Here is a 19832-nt window from a genome sequence, read left to right on the forward strand (position 1 = left end):
ACAAGCCAAACAGCCGAGAGAGAAGTCTACGGTTAATAGACGACGGGCGATAGAAGAGAGTGTGTTATCAATAACTGCTAGAGGAGTGATGTGAGAATAGAATTGTATAAGCTTAAAAATGAAATGTGATGATGAAGAGCGGAATTAAAGTTTTGTTTATTGTATTCTTATTTATTACTGGTGTTTTTACTACTAGTGTTACAGCATCTGCACAAGTAAAAACCTTGGGGCTGCAGCTGGAAGAGTTTCCCTACCCCTACCCTGTACATTACCTACAGCTGAACATTCAGAAACAGCGGCTGCAAATGGCCTATATGGATGTAAAGCCACAGCAATGGAATGGTAAAACCGTACTGCTGCTGCATGGCAAAAATTTCAGTGGTGCGTATTGGGACAGCACTGCGAATGTGTTGACACAAAAAGGTTATCGTGTGATCATGCCTGACCAGATTGGCTTTGGCAAATCATCGAAACCAGAAACATTACAATATTCCTTTCAGCTATTAGCCCGCAATACTAAACAGTTGCTAGATAGTTTAAAAGTGGAAAAGGTTACTGTATTAGGACATTCAATGGGTGGCATGCTGGCCACCCGTTTTACATTAATGTACCCGGAACGTGTAGAGAAACTGATATTGGAAAACCCAATAGGGTTAGAGGACTATAAAGTAAAAGTGCCGTATCAATCCATTGATGAAGCCTATCAGAATGAACTAAAACAGGATTATTCCAAGATCAAAAGCTACCAGCTGGAAAACTACTATGGTGACCAATGGAAACCTCAGTATGATAAGTGGGTAACTATGCTGGCCGGCTGGACGCAAAATCCAAAGTATTCTGTAATAGCGTGGAATGCAGCACTCACTTCAGATATGATCATAACGCAACCGGTGATGTATGAGTTCCAAAACATAACTGTGCCTACCCTGTTGATCATTGGTCAGCGTGACCGTACTGCTTTAGGAAAACCTTTAGTATCTGAAGATGTGCGTAAAACGATGGGCAATTACCCTGCCCTGGGCAAAAGCACTCAACGGAAAATCAAAGGATCCCAATTAGTAGAGATTGATGGTGTTGGTCACCTACCCCATATAGAGCGTTTTGATTTGTTCATTACACCAGTATTAGAATTTCTTCAACAATAAACGAAAGTCTACTTGATGAATATAAAGTCTGAAATAGAACTATCGATCAAAGATCAATTTGTAGCGTATATACACGACTTGCAGAATCGCATTTGTGCTGCATTGGAACAATCGGACGGAAAAGCAAAATTTATAGAAGATGCCTGGCAGCGACCTGAAGGCGGCGGTGGTAAAACCCGCGTGATAGCAAATGGCAATGTGATTGAAAAAGGAGGCGTTAATACCTCTGTTGTATATGGTGAAGTAACCGATGCGATGCGCACACAATTAAAGATCGATGGCGCGAAATGGTTTGCCTGCGGTTTGTCGCTGGTGATACATCCTTTTAATCCCTTTGTACCTACGGTGCATTGCAATTACCGGATGTTTGAACTGTATAATGAAAACGATGAAGTCATTGATCGCTGGTTTGGCGGTGGCACCGACTTAACGCCCTATTATTTGTTTGAAGAAGATGCCAAACATTTCCATCAATCCTACAAAGACGTGTGCGATCAATTTGATCTTTCTTTTTATCCCAAGTTCAAAGAAGTATGTGACAACTATTTTGTCAATGCCCACCGCAACAATGAGCGTAGAGGTATTGGTGGTATCTTTTATGATTACCAACGTCCTTCTGAAACTCAAGATGTAAACTTCTGGTTGAACTTTGCAAAAGCTTGTGGTGATGCTTTTATACCGGCATATGTTCCTATCGTAGAAAAAAGAAAGCTCATGCCATTTACATCAGAGAACAAACATTGGCAGGAGATTCGTCGGGGACGTTACACAGAGTTCAATCTAGTTCACGACCGAGGGACTATTTTTGGTTTAAAGACGAATGGACGTATTGAGAGCATCTTGATGAGCCTACCACCTACTGTGCGCTTTGAGTACAACTACCAGCCAGTGCCTGGCAGTGAAGAAGACAAACTATTGCAGGCCTGCTTACACCCAAGAGAATGGGTAGCATCTGAACCTACTGAAGAAGATCGTTTAAACTGGGCAAGAAATGCCAATAAATGCTAAAGATTAAATTATGTATTTACAAAGACGGAATAGAATCTTAAGACAATCGCCTGCTATCAGGAGTTTGATAGCAGAAACTTTGTTAACTCCCAGTGATTTCATTGCGCCTATATTTATTGACGAAGGCGAAAATGTAAATACTGAAATTGCTTCTATGCCCAATTACTATCGTCGCTCATTGGATCTGACGATAAAAGAAGTAAAGGAGCTATACAGCATGGGTATTAAAAGTGTATTGCTGTTTGTAAAAGCAAAAGATGAAGTAAAAGATAATAAGGGTACTGAAGCTGTTAATCCAAACGGATTAATGCAACGCAGCATTAAAGCTATTAAAGATGCTGTTCCTGAGATGGTAGTAATGACGGATGTAGCACTGGATCCTTTTTCTTCGTATGGGCATGATGGCATTGTAGAGAACGGAGAGATTGTCAACGATGCTACAGTAGAGGTATTGGCACAGATGAGTGTAAGCCATGCCCAGGCTGGCGCTGATTTTGTAGCACCCAGCGATATGATGGACGGCCGTATTGCTGCCATCCGTGAAGCTCTGGAACACAATGGCTTTACCAAAACAGGCATCATGGCCTATAGCGCTAAATATGCTTCTTGTTTTTATGGGCCCTTCCGTGATGCTTTAGATTCTGCACCAGGCTTTGGTGATAAGAAAACGTATCAAATGGATTATGCTAATCGCATAGAAGCGGTGCGTGAAGCTGTAATGGATGTAGAAGAAGGCGCTGATATTGTAATGGTAAAACCTGCACTCGCTTACCTTGATATTATTCGTGAAGTGAAGAATGCAGTAGATGTACCCGTAAGCGCATATAATATCAGTGGTGAGTATGCGATGATAAAGGCGGCAGCAAAGATGGGTTGGATCAATGAAGAAAAAGCTATTTTAGAAACGCTGACATCCATGAAACGTGCGGGTGCGGATCTTATCGCCACCTATTTTGCCAAAGACGCTGTTCGCTTACTAAACGCCTAAGCAAATGTTTATTGTTGAACTGACCTATAACGCTCCATTGGAGCAAATAGATGTGCACTTAGCAGCGCATGTACAATTTTTGGACAAGTTCTATGGTAGTGGCAACTTTATTGTGTCTGGCAGAAAGGTACCAAGGGATGGTGGCATTATTCTGGCAGCAGCAAAAAGCAAAAGTGAAGTGGAAAAGATTATAGCAGAAGATCCGTTTTATAAACATCAGTTAGCCGAGTATAAGATAACTGAGTTTATACCTTCGAAACAAGCACATAATATTCAAGAACGTATAGCTTAAAAGTCATGAACATTCAGAAGAGTAAAAGTTTATTTGAACGAGCGCAAAATAGTATTCCCGGTGGTGTTAACTCGCCTGTAAGAGCTTTTAAAAGTGTAGGTGGCAATCCTATTTTTATACAACGAGCTAAGGGTGCCTACCTATATGATGAAGATGGGAACCGGTATATAGATTATATCGCTTCATGGGGGCCAATGATCTTAGGGCATGCTTATGAACCTGTGGTAAAAGCTATTCAGCAGAAAGCCACGGAGTCTACTTCTTTTGGCGCACCCACCGAGTTAGAAGTGGATATGGCTGAGCTTATTAAAGGTATGGTGCCTAATGTAGACCTTATACGTATGGTGAGCAGTGGAACGGAAGCGTGTATGAGTGCAGTGCGATTAGCAAGAGGTTTTACTGGACGCAACAAGATCATCAAGTTTGAAGGTTGTTATCATGGACATGCTGATTCCTTTCTAGTAAAGGCCGGAAGTGGGGTAGCTACTTTTAATATACAGACTGTACCGGGTGTTACAGCTGGGGTAGCGAATGATACATTGACTGCACCATACAATGATCTACAAGCCGTAGAAGCACTAGTGGCTGCTCATCCAACAGAAATTGCTGCAGTCATTATAGAACCGGTTGCCGGCAACATGGGTTGTATTTTACCAGAACCTGGTTTCTTAGAAGGATTACGTCAGATCTGTACAGACAACAATATCATACTCATTTTTGATGAGGTGATGACAGGCTTCCGCTTGGCGCCGGGTGGAGCGCAAGAGCGTTTACAAATTGATGCTGACCTGGTGACCTATGGTAAAGTAATTGGTGCCGGTATGCCGGTTGGTGCATTTGGTGGCCGCAGCGAAATCATGCAACATATAGCTCCCCTGGGTAGTGTGTACCAAGCAGGTACGCTCAGCGGTAATCCATTAGCGATGGTGGCTGGATTTACATTGTTAAGTGAACTGCATAATAATCCATCTATCTACCAAGAGTTGGATGAAAAAACCATTTACCTAAAAGCTGGGCTTATCAATGCATTTGATGCATCTGGCTTCCCTTATGTGATCAATCAATTGGGTTCGATGATCAGCGTGCATTTTAGTGAGCAACCAGTTAAGGACTTTGCTTCTGCGTCTGCGGCTACTAATACACTGTTCAATAAATTTTTCCATGCCATGTTGAACCGTGGAATCTATTTGCCACCTTCTGCCTTTGAAAGCTGGTTTTTGAACAATGCTTTGACGTATGAGGATTTGGATCTGACCATTTTGGCGGTGAATGAAAGTTTGTTGGAAATTCAGCAATCTATGTAAGAAATTTAAGTGATGATAATAGATAAAGCCGGTTCCAACAGGACCGGCTTTATCTATTATATAGTTAGATTCTGGTATTAATCTTTGATGTTCAACAGCTTCTTTACTTGCTCGTAGTTTTTAAAGTCAACACCGGCGTACTTACCTGTAATACCGCCAGGAATTACTACATAGCGGATAGCGAAGTTAGTCTTGGGTTTTAGTTCACTGTACTTAATTCTCTTACCAGCGTTACCATTAGAATAATGATATCTAGGTTGGCCATTTCTATTCAAAGCAGCGTCATAATAAGCAGCAGATCCCTCGTATGAAGTTCGGAATACCATCTTGTCTTTTTGAATATCACCATTTTCACTAGCGTTCTCAAAATAAAAATAGGAAGCATTACTCCAATCGGTAGTACGGTTAGTCATACCTACGCTCCAACCATCCCAAGACTGGAAAGGAAAAATCTTTCCATTAGAAGGAGCTGTCATGTCTTTAAAGTAGTAGAATACAACACCTTTGTCCAAGATCTCCTGAGTTACTTTTGGCGTCAGGACCTCTGCCTGATAAGTAATGGATGTATCCGTATAGTTATCCACTGCATAAGAGCCAGACAGCCAACTATTATAATCTGTATAAGGAACGTTTGGTGTAATCTGGCGATTGGTTTCCACCCATTTTGTATCATTTACCACGATCCAATCAGAGTAGTATACATTAGCAGTACCTGTTGCACCAGTAGAACCAGTAGCCCCATTACATACATATTTTGTTTTAGTAGCGTCTACTTCGCTATCTTCTAAAGTACCATTGTTGTTAGCATCAATACCGGTTTCAACTTTTAAACCTCCTGTGGCACAATTACTGCCAGCAGCTTCCGCTATTGTGCGTGTTAAACTGTTTTTACCATTTGGGCCAGCGGGACCTAATTCCCCTTTGTCGCCTTTACAACTTACAATGACTACAGCCGTAGCCAACATTGAGAATGCAAGAAATTTCATCTTCATAAGAGTAGCTTTGATTGAGGGCACTAAAGTACTGGGTGCGACTTCTGGAATAACCCTTATATAACATCAACCGGGGAAAAGCCAGTATCAATTTCAACTAATCTGTAATGAATCTACTTTTACAATTGATGACTCATTACCATATGGATAATGGTTTACTTATATTTTATTATTTATGAAAAGCAAGCATTTATAACACAACATCATTTCTCTGAATTTTCACAATTTGATATAGGTAGATTTTAACACCTGCCTTTATTTACATTGTAATGAATGATGATCTACAAAATGTAGGTAGCCGCTTTTAGGAGTAAAAAGAATTGTACAACTTTGCGTTATCAAAACAAATAGTAATGAATCCAATTACTTCTGCCGGGATACTCATTGCTGTTTATGCATTGCTCTGTATTATTGTTTTTTTAATTGGGCTACGCCAGGCACTACGTTATACTTCACTTCCGACTCATACACAACAACGGACACTAATTATTACTAGCTTAGTCATAGCTGGCTGGATGACCTTATTGCATATATTGGCTCGTCAGCATGTATTTGCAGTACAAGGATTTCCTCCTCGTCCTATGTTGACAGTTCTCCTTGGTTTAATTATTATTCTAGCTATTTCATTTACCTCAACGGCTAAGATTATTTTAGGGGTTACGCCATTGTATTGGTTGGTTTTCTTCCAAGTATTTCGGGTGGGTGTAGAATTGTGGTTTTGGTATACTTATAAAACAGGCGTCTTTCCAAAGCTAATGACATTTGAAGGTGCCAATTTAGATATTATTTCTGGTTTGCTTGCGTTGGTAACAGGCTTTCTGATACTTAAGAAACCAAGTACCGCACGCGCTATAACGCTTTTTTATAATATTGCAGGCATCTTGATCCTACTGAACACGCTACGGGCAGCGGCTTTATCAATGCCCTCTCCAATTCAGCAATATCCATTTGATGAACGTTTGCTATTGCTCGGTAGCCCCTACTTTATTTATTTACCAGGGATATTAGTTGTACTGGCTCTTGGTCTTCATATTTTATCATTAAGGCAAGTAAGTTTACAAGCCGGGATTAAAGCTACGAATGGTGAGCAGTGAGAAAGGTCAATAGACATTAGTCAGTGGTGAGCGGAGAGTCTGTAGGGAGGGTTTAGTGAAGTAGTATAGGAGGATGGTAGGAGGAGTAGAGAAGGATATCCTCTGTAACTCCTCTGTAAGAGGGGATCGATTATAGTTTTTTAACAGACGACTAAGCATAACTTTTAATGCAAGAAAAAGGAGATAATTCCCACTATTATTAATACAATTCCGCTGATACGCTTTTCATTGTGTTCAATAAAGTGAGCACTTAGAAGTCGGGTGCCCTTATACCCTAAGTTGACCAGCAGTAAAATGCCTGATATGCTAACAATAGCATATATAATGGACAGCAAGGTCACCATTCCCATACCATACGCTCCTGCAGACAGGAAAAGACTTTCTACCTCCAGGCAAGGAGATAAAAACATCATGACTATAAATATCAGCACCCATTTCCGTTTGCTGCGCTTATAAGCCACTACATCACTTTGCTCGCTATGATGGTGGTGTGGAAGGTTCACTGTATAATAAACTAAACCAAAAACAATTAACAAGACAGAAGACCCGACATAAATTGCGTTTCCGTATTGTTGTACCAGCTCTTTACCGATAAAACCCAGCACAATCCCCAAGGCTACAGTACCTAATACATGAGCCAAAGCAGCCAATAGTGTAACCAAGTTAACATCCCGGGATTTCCATTGTTCAGCTTTAGCTACCGCCACCAGTGGCAACCAGTGGTTGGGTATAAGCGCATGAACAATGGCTAATAATACGGTACCGGCTATAACACTATACATGAAAGATTGAGTTGTTTAAAGTTTGCAAGTATAAGGGTTTACGTGTTTACAAGTTTACTTGTTCACTCGTTTAATGAAATAGCATTTATTTTCTGAAAGTTAATTTAACATGTAAACATTCAAACTTGGGAACTCCTACCGAAACAGCAGTTCGCAAGGCTTTAAGCCTGTATGTTTTTTAAATGCAGTGGAAAAATGAGAAATAGAAGAATATCCCAACAGAACAGACACTTCCGTAACGCTTAGTCCTTTTTCATACAACAGGTATTTGGCGTGCTCCATCCGTTGACTTTGGTAAAATTCAAAAATCGTTGTACCAAACAATTGCTTAAACCCCTTTTTTAAATAGCATTCGTTCATGGCTACTTTCCGACTCAGTTCCTTAATTGTTATAGGCTCCCCGATATGCTCAATCAGGATCTCTCGAGAGCGGATCACTTTATCGCGGTCAGCCTCGTTGGCCAAGAACTTACAAGTAATCGTATTGATTTCCTTTTCACCCATAATACAGTCTAAACTGTATAACAACAACATCTGGGTTTGCGCATTTACATAGATGTTTGCCAAGGAGTCGGTATAGTTGTGATTGACCAAGCCTTCCAAAACCGCCCTTGTTTTATTGCAAAGCGGCAAAGGCTTTGAAAAGGAAGATGTATGCGTAAACGCTAAAATTTCATCACTTAACACTGAATGGCTGTTCTTGCCTTTACTAAACTGGTTCAAAAAAGAGGCATTGAAAACAAAAGAAAACATATCGATGCTTTCTATTTTTTCATTGCAATTCTTTTGCACCTGGTGTATGCAGCGTGCACAACAGGCTTCATTGTATTGTCGGCAATACATGTTGCCCGTAATACAAAAACGCAGCTCCACATATTGCTGATCGGTATTGGAAGGGGTATAATGATAATGGAGTATACCTAAATCCTCACTCATCCAATCGTCTGGTTTAGCAAAACGTTTGATAGCATAATGCACGGAGCCGGGTATTTCCTGCCCAGCCTCAAATACCAAACGTTGTGTGGCAGATGATGCGTCAATCCATTGAAAAGTAGAAACAGCCTGCATGTTCAAACGCAAAGGTAATAGGGTGAAGCACATCGGATTGTCAAAGAGATGTAAACTGTTCTTAAATTATGCCTGGAATGAGCGTTTAATTATTTGTAGAACACCCAACTATAATCAATTTCAACAGGAATAATGAAGCTGAGGACTTGACTTGATTGGTTTCTACCAGATTTCAGCTGTAGTACATTTGCTTTTTTCCTACTTTCGCCGCATGCTCTCGGATAATCAGACGAATCAGGAATTTCAGCACACATTGACGGCTGAAACATCGATCAGTGGCGTTGGCATACATTCGGGCCAAACCGTAAATATAGTTTTAAAACCAGCTGATCCCAACACAGGTATAGTTTTTCAAAGAGTAGATCTAGAAGGAAAGCCTACTGTAAAAGCAGATGTAGATAACGTAATAGAAACCAACCGTAGCACCACCATAGAAGCAAATGGTGCTCGCGTAAGTACTATTGAACACCTTATGGCAGCCCTGGTAGGCTGTGGTGTAGATAACGTATTGATTGAAATTGATGGTGTAGAAATTCCCATTTTAGATGGTAGCAGCGCGCCTTTTGTTGAAATTATTAACAAAGTAGGGGTAAAGAAACAAGATGCTGTCAAAGTGTACTACACCTTACAACATAATATAACGTTTGTTGATGAAGGTAAAAAGGTAGAAATGGTGGCATTGCCTTACCATGAATACCGTGTGAACACCTTGATTGACTTCAACTCCCCGGTTTTAGGAACACAGCATGCTTCTATGAAGCATATTTCTGAGTTTCAGGAAGAAATTGCTTCATCACGCACATTTTGCTTCTTCCATGAACTGGAGTTCTTGATACAAAACAACCTGATCAAAGGTGGCGATATCAACAACGCCATAGTGGTGGTTGACAAGCCCGTTAGCGACGAGCAGGTACAACGAATTTCTAAAGTGTTCCAAAAAGAAGATGTGAAAGTGAATGAAGGTGGTATTTTGAACAACCTGGATCTTCGCTTTCCTAATGAACCGGCACGTCATAAATTACTGGATGTAATAGGCGACTTAGCGCTGGTAGGGTTTCCCTTCAAAGCCCACATTATTGCCAGCCGACCTGGTCATGCGAGCAATGTAGAGTTTGCCCGCAAGATCAAGGAACATATCAAAAAAAATAAGCACCGTCAGCAAGTACCGCAATATGACCCCAATAAACCAGCGGTATATGATGTACATGCTATAGAAAAGAAACTGCCGCACCGCTATCCGTTCTTATTGATTGACAAGGTAATTGAAATGACGGAAAAGCATGTGATTGCCATCAAGAATGTGACCTACAATGAAGGTTTCTTCCAGGGGCACTTTCCAGGCAACTGTGTAATGCCGGGTGTACTACAAGTAGAAGCATTAGCACAGGCTGGTGGTATATTATGCATTCCTGACGATCCGGATCATGATTATGATACCTATTTCTTAAAAGTAGATAACTGCAAATTCAAGAATAAAGTAGTACCAGGCGATACCCTTATTTTAAAAATGGAACTGATGAATCCTGTACGCCGTGGTATTTGTGAGATGAAAGGAACTATTTTTGTCGGCGAAAAAATAGTAGCAGAAGCTGACCTAGTTGCTCAAATTGTAAAGAAACCTAAAGTACGAGTATGATTTCACCGCTGGCATCCATCCACCCTAATGCACAATTGGGCAACAACGTAACGGTAGAGCCTTTTGCCGTTATACATGACAACGTAGTTATAGGAGATGGATCACATATAATGTCCCATGCGGTAATAATGCCTTTTAGCCGCATAGGGAAAGAATGCCGCATATATCCAGGCGCTGTAATAGGTGCTATTCCTCAAGATCTGAAGTTCATTGGTGAAGAAACCAGCGTTGAGATTGGCGACTATACAACAATCCGCGAATGTGTAACTGTAAATCGCGGTACTAAAGATAAATGGAAAACCTCTGTAGGTAGCCATTGTTTATTAATGGCTTATGTTCATATTGCTCATGATTGTATTGTTGGAAACAATGTTATTCTGGCCAATGGTGTTCAATTGGCTGGCCACGTTGAAGTGGGCGACTATGCTATTATTGGCGGATTAGCCGCTGCCAATCAGTTTACCCGTATTGGTGCACATACGTACATTGGCGGCCAGAGCGCTATCCGCAAGGATGTGCCACCATTTGTTAAAGCAGCCCGCGAGCCATTATCTTATGCAGGTATTAACATTGTAGGCCTGCAACGCCGCAATTTTAAACAAGAACAAATAGACATCATTTCCCGTATCTACCATTTGTTGTTTATAGGTAATCACAGTACATCAACCGGCATTCAGCGTATTGTTGATGAGCTACCTGATACTGAGTTAAAAAGTGAAATTCTATATTTTATTCAGAGCTCCAAGATTGGCGTAATCAAGCGCTTTTCCAAAGATGGCAATGAAGATTAAGCTCTCCAATGCCGGTAAACGTTTTAACAGGGAGTGGATATTCCGCAAGGTAAACCTGGAATTCTCTGCTCCTATTGCCTATGCCATTACCGGCCCTAATGGATCTGGAAAATCCACTTTACTTCAAAGTATTGGTGGCATGTTGCAATTTTCAGAAGGTGGCATTGGTTACTCCAACAACTCAACAACCATTGCTTCAGAACAGGCTTTCAACTCAATTTCATTTTGTGCGCCTTACCTTGATGTGGTAGAAGAAATGACGTTAGTGGAGTTCCTGCATTTTCATAAAGCATTTAAGCCGTTGCTCAATGGATTAAGTGTGAATGATGTTATAGAAGCTATACATCTTCAACACGCTGCACATAAACAGATCCGTAATTATTCGTCTGGCATGAAGCAGCGTGTTAAGCTAGGGCAGGCCATCTTTTCCAACACGCCTATAGTTCTATTGGATGAACCCTGCAGCAACTTAGATATAGCGGGTATTGAGTTATATCACTCCTTAATTGAACGCTATTGCCAAGAGCGTTTGGTTATGGTTTGCTCCAACGATGAAGTAGAATACCGTTTTTGCCAAGAGCGAATCAGCATTTTGGATTTTAAATAAAGGTTTCTTTTTTAGTCTTCTGCTCTAACCTCTTTAGCCGGAACTTCATAAATGGCTTTTCTATATAATAGAAGTACCCGGCAGACAATAATAATATTAGAAGGGTAATAGCAATAAGATATAGCGGTGCGTAGTTATAATCAAAGCTTGTGTTTCTCGAAAGCATGATTGCACCGAAGCAGGAAATAATACCGAAGTGCAGTAAGTAAATAGAGTAACACATACCGCCAATTAATGTAATTCCTTTCCCCGAGAACATTGTCTTCATTTGTGAATTGAACAATACCTGATAACAAACTATAAACAATAGCAACACCTTAGCATATTGCAGTGAATGCCAATAATATGAAGGAATGCTTATTAAAGCCACTAGGGCTAAAACGCCCATTACGAAGCTAAATTTTGAGTTCTCCACCTTTGCATCTTTACTTACATATAAGTCTGCTAATAATAAGCCTATAATGAAATAATGTAGGAATAGAAGCAGATTAGTGGTAAAGGAGCTGCAAAGCACACTAGTGATAGCTAGTATCACTAATGCGGCCCTACGCAATAACCTTGATGGAATTTTAAATAGCAGACAAAAAAGCGGGGCTAAAATATAAAACTGTACTTCTATTTCAAGTGACCAAGCCACGGGCATTATCAATGGTTGCCGATCATAGATTAAACCATGTGAGTAAAATATGGAAGCAAAGAAGCTTGGTATGAGTTGCCCAACAGCAAACTTCTTTATAATAAATACATGCCCAATGAAAAAGAGGAAAAGCGCAATAAGATAAGGTGGTTCCAAACGGGTAAGTCTACGTAAATAATAGCGTTTCAAACTCACCTTTTCTTTGTTATTGAGATACATCCTGGCAAATGGCAAGCTTAAAATGAATCCACTGATTACAAAAAACAGGTGCATCCCATTTACGCCTTCTAACACAACCAGTCGCCAAACACCATGAATGAGTTGATTATTGTAGAACTTCTCATCCAAATAATGCATGGTATGCATGATGATGGCCACCCAGAAAACTGCCAGAAAACGCAAGCCATCTATTTCAGGCAGATATGCAGTGGAGGCTGTTACCCGACGAAACTTCTCAAAAAAAGAGGACTTCATTAAGTTTTTGGGATTCTAGCGTTGGCTGGCAATCAGCAGATTCAGATCGGTATACTTCAAACCAAATCTTTCGCTTAAATAAAAATTGGTTAAGGCCCCTTTGAACATATAGATACCACTACGTAAGTGAATCTGGTGCCATACCATCTGTTCAAAGCCCCCATCCTCACCTGCCTCCAGCAATAAAGGCATCAGCACATTGCTAATAGCTTGCGATGCTGTACGAGCAAAACCAGAAGGAATATTGGGTACGCAATAGTGTATTACACCATATTTTAAATAGATCGGTTGCTCATGTGAAGTAATTTCGGATGTTTCAAAACAGCCACCCCTATCAATACTTACATCAATAATAACTGACCCGGTACGCATACCGCTTACCATTTCTTCTGTAACGACAATGGGGGTACGTCCTGTTTCTGAACCTAACGCACCAACAGCCACTTCACAGGTTTTTAGTTGCTTAGCCAGCATGCGTGGTTCAATAACCGATGTCCACAACCGTTGGCCAATATTATTCTGCAACCGCTTTAAACGGTACACACTGTTATCAAATACTTTTACAGAAGCCCCTAAGGCCAGTGCAGCACGGGCTGCATACTCACCCACAATACCTGCCCCAATAATTATGACCTTAGTAGGTGCTATACCAGAAATCCCTCCTAATAAAACGCCTTTACCATGATTGGCAGAACTCAAATATTGAGCAGCAATTGATATAGCAGCACTACCAGCTATTTCACTCATGCTGCGTACAATCGGATAAGTACCGCTATCGTCTTTCAGATTTTCAAATGAGATAGCCGTAATACGCTTCTCCATCATTCTTTGCAACAATTCCGCCTTTAACACACTCAGGTGAATGGGGGAAATAACCATTTGATTTAGTTGCAAGAACGGCAGGTCTTCTTCAACAATTGGCGCACTCTTTACCAAAATAGGGGCTTTAAACACATCTTCCCTGCTGTAAACGATTTTAGCGCCTGCTTCACTATAATCTTTATCGCTATAATGAGCAGCCTCCCCAGCATTATGTTCAATAACTACATCATGCCCGTTACTGATCAATACACTAACAGCATCGGGAGTAAGGGCTATTCGATTCTCCTGGAAAGCCACTTCCTTTGGGATGCCTATATGTAAACGGGCACCTTTAGGTTTTATATCCAGGGTTTCCTCGAGTGTTTCGTAATTAAATGAAGTTGCTATAACCGGTTTTAGTTGAGACATATGCGCAAGATCGTGTAGCTACAATATTAAATTGGTGGCTCAAATTACAACTGTTCTGCCATACTATGGGCATTGAACGCCTTATCTGTCAGGATTTTTATAGAACGGGTTTGTTCGTCTATAGGACTTATAACCACATGAATAACGTTTTCATCGAATAATTCAGGTGCCTTATGTGGCCATTCCACAAAGCAGATCTCTCCACTATATATACAATCTTCTACACCAGCAGCCACCATTTCTTCTAGGTCTTTCAAGCGGTAAAGATCTATGTGATATATTTTATGGCTCTGGCCTCCTTCTTGAAAATTGTATTCATTTATTATAGAAAATGTGGGGCTACTAATAGCCTGTTTTACACCTTTATACTGACACAGGGCGGTAATGGTAGTTGTTTTACCAGCCCCCATCTGCCCATGAAATAAAAACACCTTTGCCTCGTTTACATGCTGCCAAAAGGCAGCAGCAAATTCATGTAACTGGTCAATTGACAATTGCATCTCCATGGCACAAATTTAACATCACTTTGCAACGGCGTTGAAAAGATAGTCGGTGTTACAACATTTAATGGCTAATATGGGGTAGTACCTTTGCATGGAAATCGACTAGAATGGAAAAAGTTCAATGGAAAGTAGAAGGAATGACCTGTGCCAATTGCGCACTCTCTATCAATAAATACCTGGAGAAGCAAGGTGCTAAAGAAATTAAAGTTAATGCAATTGATGGTGATGTTTCTTTTGAAATAAATGATAATACACCCCAACAGAACATAGCAAAAGGGGTAGAAGATCTTGGATATAAGGTAATTGGAGAAAAAATCATTCAAGGGAAAAAGAGTGAACCTTTCTTGAAAACAAACCTGCAACGTTTCCTATTCTGTTTTCCATTTACTGCAGTACTGATGCTTCATATGATTCCTAGCCTGAAGCTTCACTGGCTCATGAATCCATGGATTCAATTGACACTATGCCTGCCGGTATTTATTGTGGGCATGCACCACTTTGGTCGCTCGGCTGTTAAAAGCCTGCGTAGAGGCATTCCCAACATGAATGTGCTCATTTCTATAGGTGCTGCATCCGCTTTTATATATAGCCTGATTGGCGCTGTCATGAACTGGGGAAATGAATATTTGTTTTTTGAAACAGCAGCCACCATCATTACACTGGTTTTCATGGGTGAGCACCTGGAAGACAGCACAGTCAAATCAACACAGCGAGCACTAAAAGGACTGATCAAGTCACAAAAGGTGATGGCCAACATGATTGCCTTTGATGATCAACACCAGGAGCTGATCTTCCCAGTAGAAAACACGCAATTGCGAGTGGGGGATCTGGTACTAATCAAAACCGGTGAACAAGTACCGGCTGATTGTAAGATCCTTTGGGGCGATGTAATGGTCAATGAAGCGCTGATAACCGGCGAAAGTGTTCCGGTTAGTAAAGGAAAGAAAGCCATTTTAATTGGCGGGAGCATTATAGAACAAGGAACCGCCAAAGCGCAAGTAACTGCTGTAGGCGCTGATACCGTTTTATCTAATATTGTAAATCTCGTCAAAAAAGCTCAGGGAGAAAAACCACCGGTGCAGCAAATGGCTGATAGAATTAGTGCCATTTTTGTACCAACAATACTTATAATAGCCACCCTTACCTTAATCATCAACTGGATTGTCTTGGGCGACTTCACTCCTGCTATGATGCGTAGCATTGCCGTAATGGTCATTGCCTGTCCCTGCGCTATGGGATTAGCTACTCCTGCTGCTATTGCCGTTGGCTTGGGTCGTGCGGCACGTAATGGTGTTTTGTTTCGCCACGCCAAAAGCTTAGAGCTTTTTAAGAATATCCAACAAGCCGTTTTTGATAAAACAGGAACGTTAACAACAGGGCAATTCCAGATTGCAGATTTTAGATTTCAAAATATTGATGAATCTACATTTAAGTCGATCGTATACTCTTTGGAAAAATATTCAAACCACCCGTTAGCCAAGAGTATTGCTAATGAATGGAAGGATACTGGCGAAATACGCTGGAAAAATATTGAAGAAATAAAAGGCCAAGGCATGCAGGCTACTGATGCTGATGGCAACCAATATCTAGCCGGCTCATATGTGCTAGCCACTGATCTTACGAAAGAGGACAATCACAATATCTATATTGTACGCAACAACGAACTTATTGGCTGGATTGACCTTCAGGATGAAATTCGCCCGGAAGCCAAACAGGTTATTGATCACCTGAAGTCAAAACATATTAAAACGGTAATGCTTAGTGGTGACCGGTACGCAAAAAGCCATCAGATTGCAGACCAACTAGGCATTGATGTAGTTATTGCAGAACAAACGCCTGAACAGAAATTAGAAACCGTAGCACAGCTAACCGCCGCAGCACCGACAGTAATGATTGGAGATGGTATTAACGATGCCCCAGCACTGGCAAAAGCAACCATTGGTATATCCATGAGCGATGCCTCACAAATGGCGATGCAAAGTGCGGGCGTAGTACTAATGAACCATGGCTTAAACAAACTACCATTGGCGCTTGGCCTTGGCCGCCATACCTATTTAACTATCAAGCAAAACCTCTTCTGGGCCTTTGCGTATAACATTGTGGCAATACCTATTGCAGCCTTAGGTTTACTAGGAGAATATGGGCCAACCTACGGTGCTTTAATTATGGGTCTGAGCGATGTAGTGTTAGCAATTAATTCCGTAAGGCTGTTTGTGAAGAAAGTGGATTAATCTTCGGCAATCGGGAATCGATAATCGCGAATGCTGGAACTTTCATTACTTTATGACATGTTCCTACAGCTTAATCATCAACAATTTGATATCTACAAAGTATCCAGAGTTTTTGTTAAGGAATGCTATAAAGCTACCTCAAGTTTCCCACCGGAGGAAAAGTTTACTCTTACTCAACAAATAAGGAGAGCTGCATTCTCCGTGTTCTTGAATATTGCTGAAGGTTTTTCGAGAAAGTCTTCAATAGAGCGCAAACGCTTTTTTGAGATATCCAGAGGCTCACTCAACGAAATTGATGCAGCGCTAGATGTAGCAGCCGACTTAGGCTATTGCCAAAAAGAAAGACTATCTGAACTAGGAACATATGCCCTCCGTACCTACCAGATGCTTTCCAAACTAATTAGTAGCTAATATTGCCGATTAACGATTCCCGATTCCATGAGCGCCATCCACGACATACTAAAGCAATATTGGGGCTATAACGTTTTCCGGCCTTTACAGGAAGAAATCATTACATCAGTACTTGAGCAGAAAGATGCTCTTGCACTCCTACCAACTGGGGGGGGCAAGTCCATCTGTTACCAAGTACCAGCTATGGCCCAAGAAGGCATTTGCCTAGTTATATCGCCGCTTATTGCGCTGATGAAAGATCAGGTAGAGAACCTGCGCAAACGAGGGATCATGGCCTTAGCCATCTATTCTGGCATGTCACGCCGCCAGATTGCTCAAACACTTAAGAATGCTGCTTATGGAGAATACAAACTCCTATATGTATCACCTGAACGAATAGAAACCGACCTATTTAAAGAATACTTGCCGGCACTGGGTGTTAACCTAATTGCGGTTGATGAAGCCCACTGTATTTCACAGTGGGGCTACGACTTTCGCCCCTCCTACTTGAAGATATTAGAGTTGAGGGAAGAGTTGCCCGATGTGCCTATGCTGGCCTTAACGGCATCTGCAACACCTGCTGTGCAAAAAGATATCGTAGAGAAGCTACAGCTTAGGGATGTACAGTTGTTTCGTCAATCTTATGAGCGAAAGAACTTATCCTATACGGTTAGGCAAGCCGACGCCAAGGTGGCTAATTTAACAACCATTATCAGCAAGGTGCCGGGCACAGCTATAGTCTATTGCAAGAGCCGCCGCCGTACACTGGAAATTGCTCAACTATTGCAAATGCATGGCTTTTCAAGTCATTATTATCATGCGGGACTTTCTGCAGAGGAGCGTGATCAAAAACAACAGGACTGGATCAATAACCAGGTGCAGGTGATGGTGTGCACTAATGCCTTTGGAATGGGCATCGATAAGCCGGATGTACGCTTGGTGATTCATGCCGATATGCCTGACTGCCTAGAGAATTATTATCAAGAGGCAGGACGTGCAGGACGTGATGGCAAAAAGTCATATGCGGTATTACTTTATACGCCTGCAGATATTGAAAACCTTAGAGAACTACACCAAACACGTTTTCCCAGTTTTGAACGCATACGCCATGTGTACCAGTCGCTTGTAAATTTCCTACACATACCCGCGTATACCGGAGAGGATATAAGTTATAACTTTAATTTCACCGACTTCGTTCGCAACTTTCAGTTAAACAACCAGGAAGCCTTGTATGCACTGAAAGCTTTGGAAAGTGATGGCTGGCTAGTATTCAATGAAAAGAGCTTTTCACCCTCCACAATTGTTTTTACAACAAACAAACAGCAGTTGTATCAGTTTCAACGCAGCTATCCACAATACGAGCCGTTGCTTACAACATTACTCCGGACATACGAAGGCATATTTGATTACCCGGTTTTTGTAACTGAGAAAAACATTGCCTACCTCACAAAAAAAACTGAAGCAGAAATAAAGCAAATACTCCTGGCAGTTACTGCCCTTCGTGTAATCCGATATACCCCACAAAATGATGCACCTCAAATCATCTTTAAAAAACACCGGGTGCGCGTAGAAGACCTCTACCTTGACCTTTCCCAGTATGAAAAGCGCAAGGCTGTTTTTATAGAACGAGTTGAAAAGATTATCACCTATACAAACATCAGCAGTTGCCGTAGTCAATACTTAAACAACTATTTTGGTGATGATAAAACGAAGGCTTGTGGGATTTGCGACAATTGTTTAAAAACAAAAGCATTACCATTAAGTAAAGAAGAGTTTGCAACTATTCACCACGAGATAAAAGCTGCATTACAGAGTGGGCCACTATTACCAGAGCAGCTCATTCAACAACTAGGGCTGAAAAAAGAAAAAGCCTGGCAGGTGTTAGAGTTCCTCCAGGCTGAACATAAAATAAGTATAAACAAAAACGGACAGCTATTTATTGAAAACTAGGCATATCCATACCTAGCTGCCGTGCCGCCTCTCTGTTGGATTGTACAGAATGATGTTCAACAATCTTTCCTTTATCATTGAATTTAAAAATATCAACATCGTATAGATTGAAAGAACGGCCGGTGGGTTTCATTCCCAAAAAATCCTTAGACCAGGTACCACTCCATTGGCCATAAACCATTACATATTCGCCATCGGCTACAGCTATAAAATCAGAGCCTTTATAATTAGGAACTGCTGCCATCCAGCTTTTAAAGCCTGCTTTTACGCTATCCAAGCCTTTTACTGAAGAGCTAGAGCCTTCTCCATATTCTACGAGATCAGGTACTGCATCTTTAAATACCGAATCGAGATTACCTTTTTCCACCGCCATTACACTGGCTAAGGCAGTGCGTTTATTACGTTCTTCTTTAGCTTTCTGGTTGGCCTCAGGAGAGTTTGCTGCTGAGTTAGAGCAGGCTGTGTAAGTGAATGCTGAAAGTGCAACGATCCATAATGTTTTCATAAAGCAGATTTAATGATCAGAAAAATACGGCGCGCATTTAAGGAATGCAATAGCATCCAGCCCAGCCAATAGATAATCTGATCATAAACGTTACATATTGGCCACGGCTAAACGAACTTTATTGAAAAAGGCCTAAAAATGTAATGTTTTTTCTACCTTATCAACACGAACATTTACATAGTTCTTTTACGATCTTATCAATTTC

The 19832-nt window shown here is 41.1% G+C and carries 19 protein-coding genes; 12 read left to right on the plus strand and 7 right to left on the minus strand.

The genetic code is table 11. From position 1 onward, the window contains the following. Positions 1-128: 128 nt before the first annotated feature. The 5 genes from SY85_RS12125 to hemL are packed head-to-tail and all read left to right on the plus strand — an operon-like array spanning position 129 to position 4737. Positions 129-1145 carry an alpha/beta fold hydrolase gene (locus tag SY85_RS12125; RefSeq protein WP_226999074.1) on the plus strand — a complete coding sequence of 339 codons (1017 nt, stop codon included), beginning with the start codon at positions 129-131 and terminating at the stop codon, positions 1143-1145. Positions 1146-1160: 15 nt separating this feature from the next. Continuing rightward, complete coding sequence (gene hemF, locus SY85_RS12130) at positions 1161-2153, plus strand: oxygen-dependent coproporphyrinogen oxidase (protein ID WP_082886410.1); 993 nt, start codon at positions 1161-1163, stop codon at positions 2151-2153. A 10-nt stretch (positions 2154-2163) separates the two neighbouring features. Further along, positions 2164-3141: a porphobilinogen synthase gene (hemB, locus tag SY85_RS12135; protein WP_066404823.1), complete on the plus strand. Its 978-nt coding sequence runs from the start codon at positions 2164-2166 to the stop codon at positions 3139-3141. A 4-nt stretch (positions 3142-3145) separates the two neighbouring features. Beyond that, positions 3146-3433, plus strand: a complete 288-nt coding sequence (locus SY85_RS12140; protein ID WP_066404824.1) for a YciI family protein — start codon at positions 3146-3148, stop codon at positions 3431-3433. A gap of 5 nt (positions 3434-3438) precedes the next feature. Beyond that, on the plus strand, positions 3439-4737 hold the full coding sequence (gene hemL / locus SY85_RS12145; protein WP_066404825.1) for a glutamate-1-semialdehyde 2,1-aminomutase: 1299 nt from the start codon (positions 3439-3441) through the stop codon (positions 4735-4737). Positions 4738-4814: 77 nt separating this feature from the next. Here hemL and SY85_RS12150 read toward each other — a convergent pair whose 3' ends face one another. Next, on the minus strand, positions 4815-5729 hold the full coding sequence (locus SY85_RS12150; protein WP_066404826.1) for a DUF7151 family protein: 915 nt from the start codon (positions 5727-5729) through the stop codon (positions 4815-4817). Positions 5730-6082: 353 nt separating this feature from the next. Between SY85_RS12150 and SY85_RS12155 the strand changes: the two genes are divergently transcribed. After that, on the plus strand, positions 6083-6823 hold the full coding sequence (locus SY85_RS12155) for a hypothetical protein (protein WP_066404828.1): 741 nt from the start codon (positions 6083-6085) through the stop codon (positions 6821-6823). 164 nt (positions 6824-6987) lie between these two features. On the opposite strand, the gene SY85_RS12160 is transcribed toward SY85_RS12155, so the two are convergent. Both SY85_RS12160 and SY85_RS12165 read right to left on the minus strand, forming a co-directional pair. Then, positions 6988-7605: a hypothetical protein gene (locus SY85_RS12160; RefSeq protein WP_066404830.1), complete on the minus strand. Its 618-nt coding sequence runs from the start codon at positions 7603-7605 to the stop codon at positions 6988-6990. A gap of 135 nt (positions 7606-7740) precedes the next feature. Continuing rightward, positions 7741-8673, minus strand: a complete 933-nt coding sequence (locus tag SY85_RS12165; protein ID WP_066404832.1) for a helix-turn-helix domain-containing protein — start codon at positions 8671-8673, stop codon at positions 7741-7743. Positions 8674-8884: 211 nt separating this feature from the next. On the opposite strand from SY85_RS12165, the gene SY85_RS12170 reads away from it, so the two are divergent. Genes SY85_RS12170 through SY85_RS12180 form a run of 3 tightly spaced genes read left to right on the plus strand, consistent with a single transcriptional unit; the run spans position 8885 to position 11707 of the window. Beyond that, a complete protein-coding gene (locus SY85_RS12170; RefSeq protein ID WP_066409690.1) occupies positions 8885-10309 on the plus strand; it encodes a bifunctional UDP-3-O-[3-hydroxymyristoyl] N-acetylglucosamine deacetylase/3-hydroxyacyl-ACP dehydratase in 1425 nt (474 codons plus the stop codon). Then, complete coding sequence (gene lpxA / locus SY85_RS12175) at positions 10306-11100, plus strand: acyl-ACP--UDP-N-acetylglucosamine O-acyltransferase (protein WP_066404834.1); 795 nt, start codon at positions 10306-10308, stop codon at positions 11098-11100. The genes SY85_RS12170 and lpxA overlap by 4 nt, the downstream gene beginning before the upstream one ends. Continuing rightward, positions 11090-11707, plus strand: coding sequence for an ABC transporter ATP-binding protein (locus SY85_RS12180; protein WP_066404836.1), 618 nt, complete (start codon positions 11090-11092; stop codon positions 11705-11707). Before lpxA ends, SY85_RS12180 begins: the two co-directional genes overlap by 11 nt. Here SY85_RS12180 and SY85_RS12185 read toward each other — a convergent pair. From SY85_RS12185 to tsaE, 3 genes are read right to left on the minus strand one after another with little or no spacing between them, the layout of a single operon-like run. Continuing rightward, positions 11700-12818: an acyltransferase family protein gene (locus SY85_RS12185; RefSeq protein WP_066404837.1), complete on the minus strand. Its 1119-nt coding sequence runs from the start codon at positions 12816-12818 to the stop codon at positions 11700-11702. The genes SY85_RS12180 and SY85_RS12185 overlap by 8 nt on opposite strands. A gap of 15 nt (positions 12819-12833) precedes the next feature. Next, complete coding sequence (locus tag SY85_RS12190; protein ID WP_066404838.1) at positions 12834-14048, minus strand: alanine dehydrogenase; 1215 nt, start codon at positions 14046-14048, stop codon at positions 12834-12836. Positions 14049-14092: 44 nt separating this feature from the next. Beyond that, positions 14093-14554 carry a tRNA (adenosine(37)-N6)-threonylcarbamoyltransferase complex ATPase subunit type 1 TsaE gene (gene tsaE / locus SY85_RS12195; protein WP_066404839.1) on the minus strand — a complete coding sequence of 154 codons (462 nt, stop codon included), beginning with the start codon at positions 14552-14554 and terminating at the stop codon, positions 14093-14095. 104 nt (positions 14555-14658) lie between these two features. On the opposite strand from tsaE, the gene SY85_RS12200 reads away from it, so the two are divergent. Genes SY85_RS12200 through SY85_RS12210 form a run of 3 tightly spaced genes read left to right on the plus strand, consistent with a single transcriptional unit; the run spans position 14659 to position 19122 of the window. Then, a complete protein-coding gene (locus SY85_RS12200; protein WP_066404840.1) occupies positions 14659-16782 on the plus strand; it encodes a heavy metal translocating P-type ATPase in 2124 nt (707 codons plus the stop codon). Positions 16783-16839: 57 nt separating this feature from the next. Then, positions 16840-17193, plus strand: a complete 354-nt coding sequence (locus SY85_RS12205) for a four helix bundle protein (RefSeq protein ID WP_066409695.1) — start codon at positions 16840-16842, stop codon at positions 17191-17193. A gap of 27 nt (positions 17194-17220) precedes the next feature. Further along, a complete protein-coding gene (locus tag SY85_RS12210; RefSeq protein WP_066404842.1) occupies positions 17221-19122 on the plus strand; it encodes a RecQ family ATP-dependent DNA helicase in 1902 nt (633 codons plus the stop codon). Here SY85_RS12210 and SY85_RS12215 read toward each other — a convergent pair. Next, the gene (locus SY85_RS12215) at positions 19109-19627 is read right to left on the minus strand and encodes an ester cyclase (protein WP_066404844.1); all 519 of its coding nucleotides are present in this window, start codon (positions 19625-19627) and stop codon (positions 19109-19111) included. The genes SY85_RS12210 and SY85_RS12215 overlap by 14 nt on opposite strands. Between the last annotated feature and the right edge of the window lie 205 nt (positions 19628-19832).

It is taken from the genome of Flavisolibacter tropicus (assembly GCF_001644645.1).
GTDB lineage: Bacteria > Bacteroidota > Bacteroidia > Chitinophagales > Chitinophagaceae > Flavisolibacter > Flavisolibacter tropicus.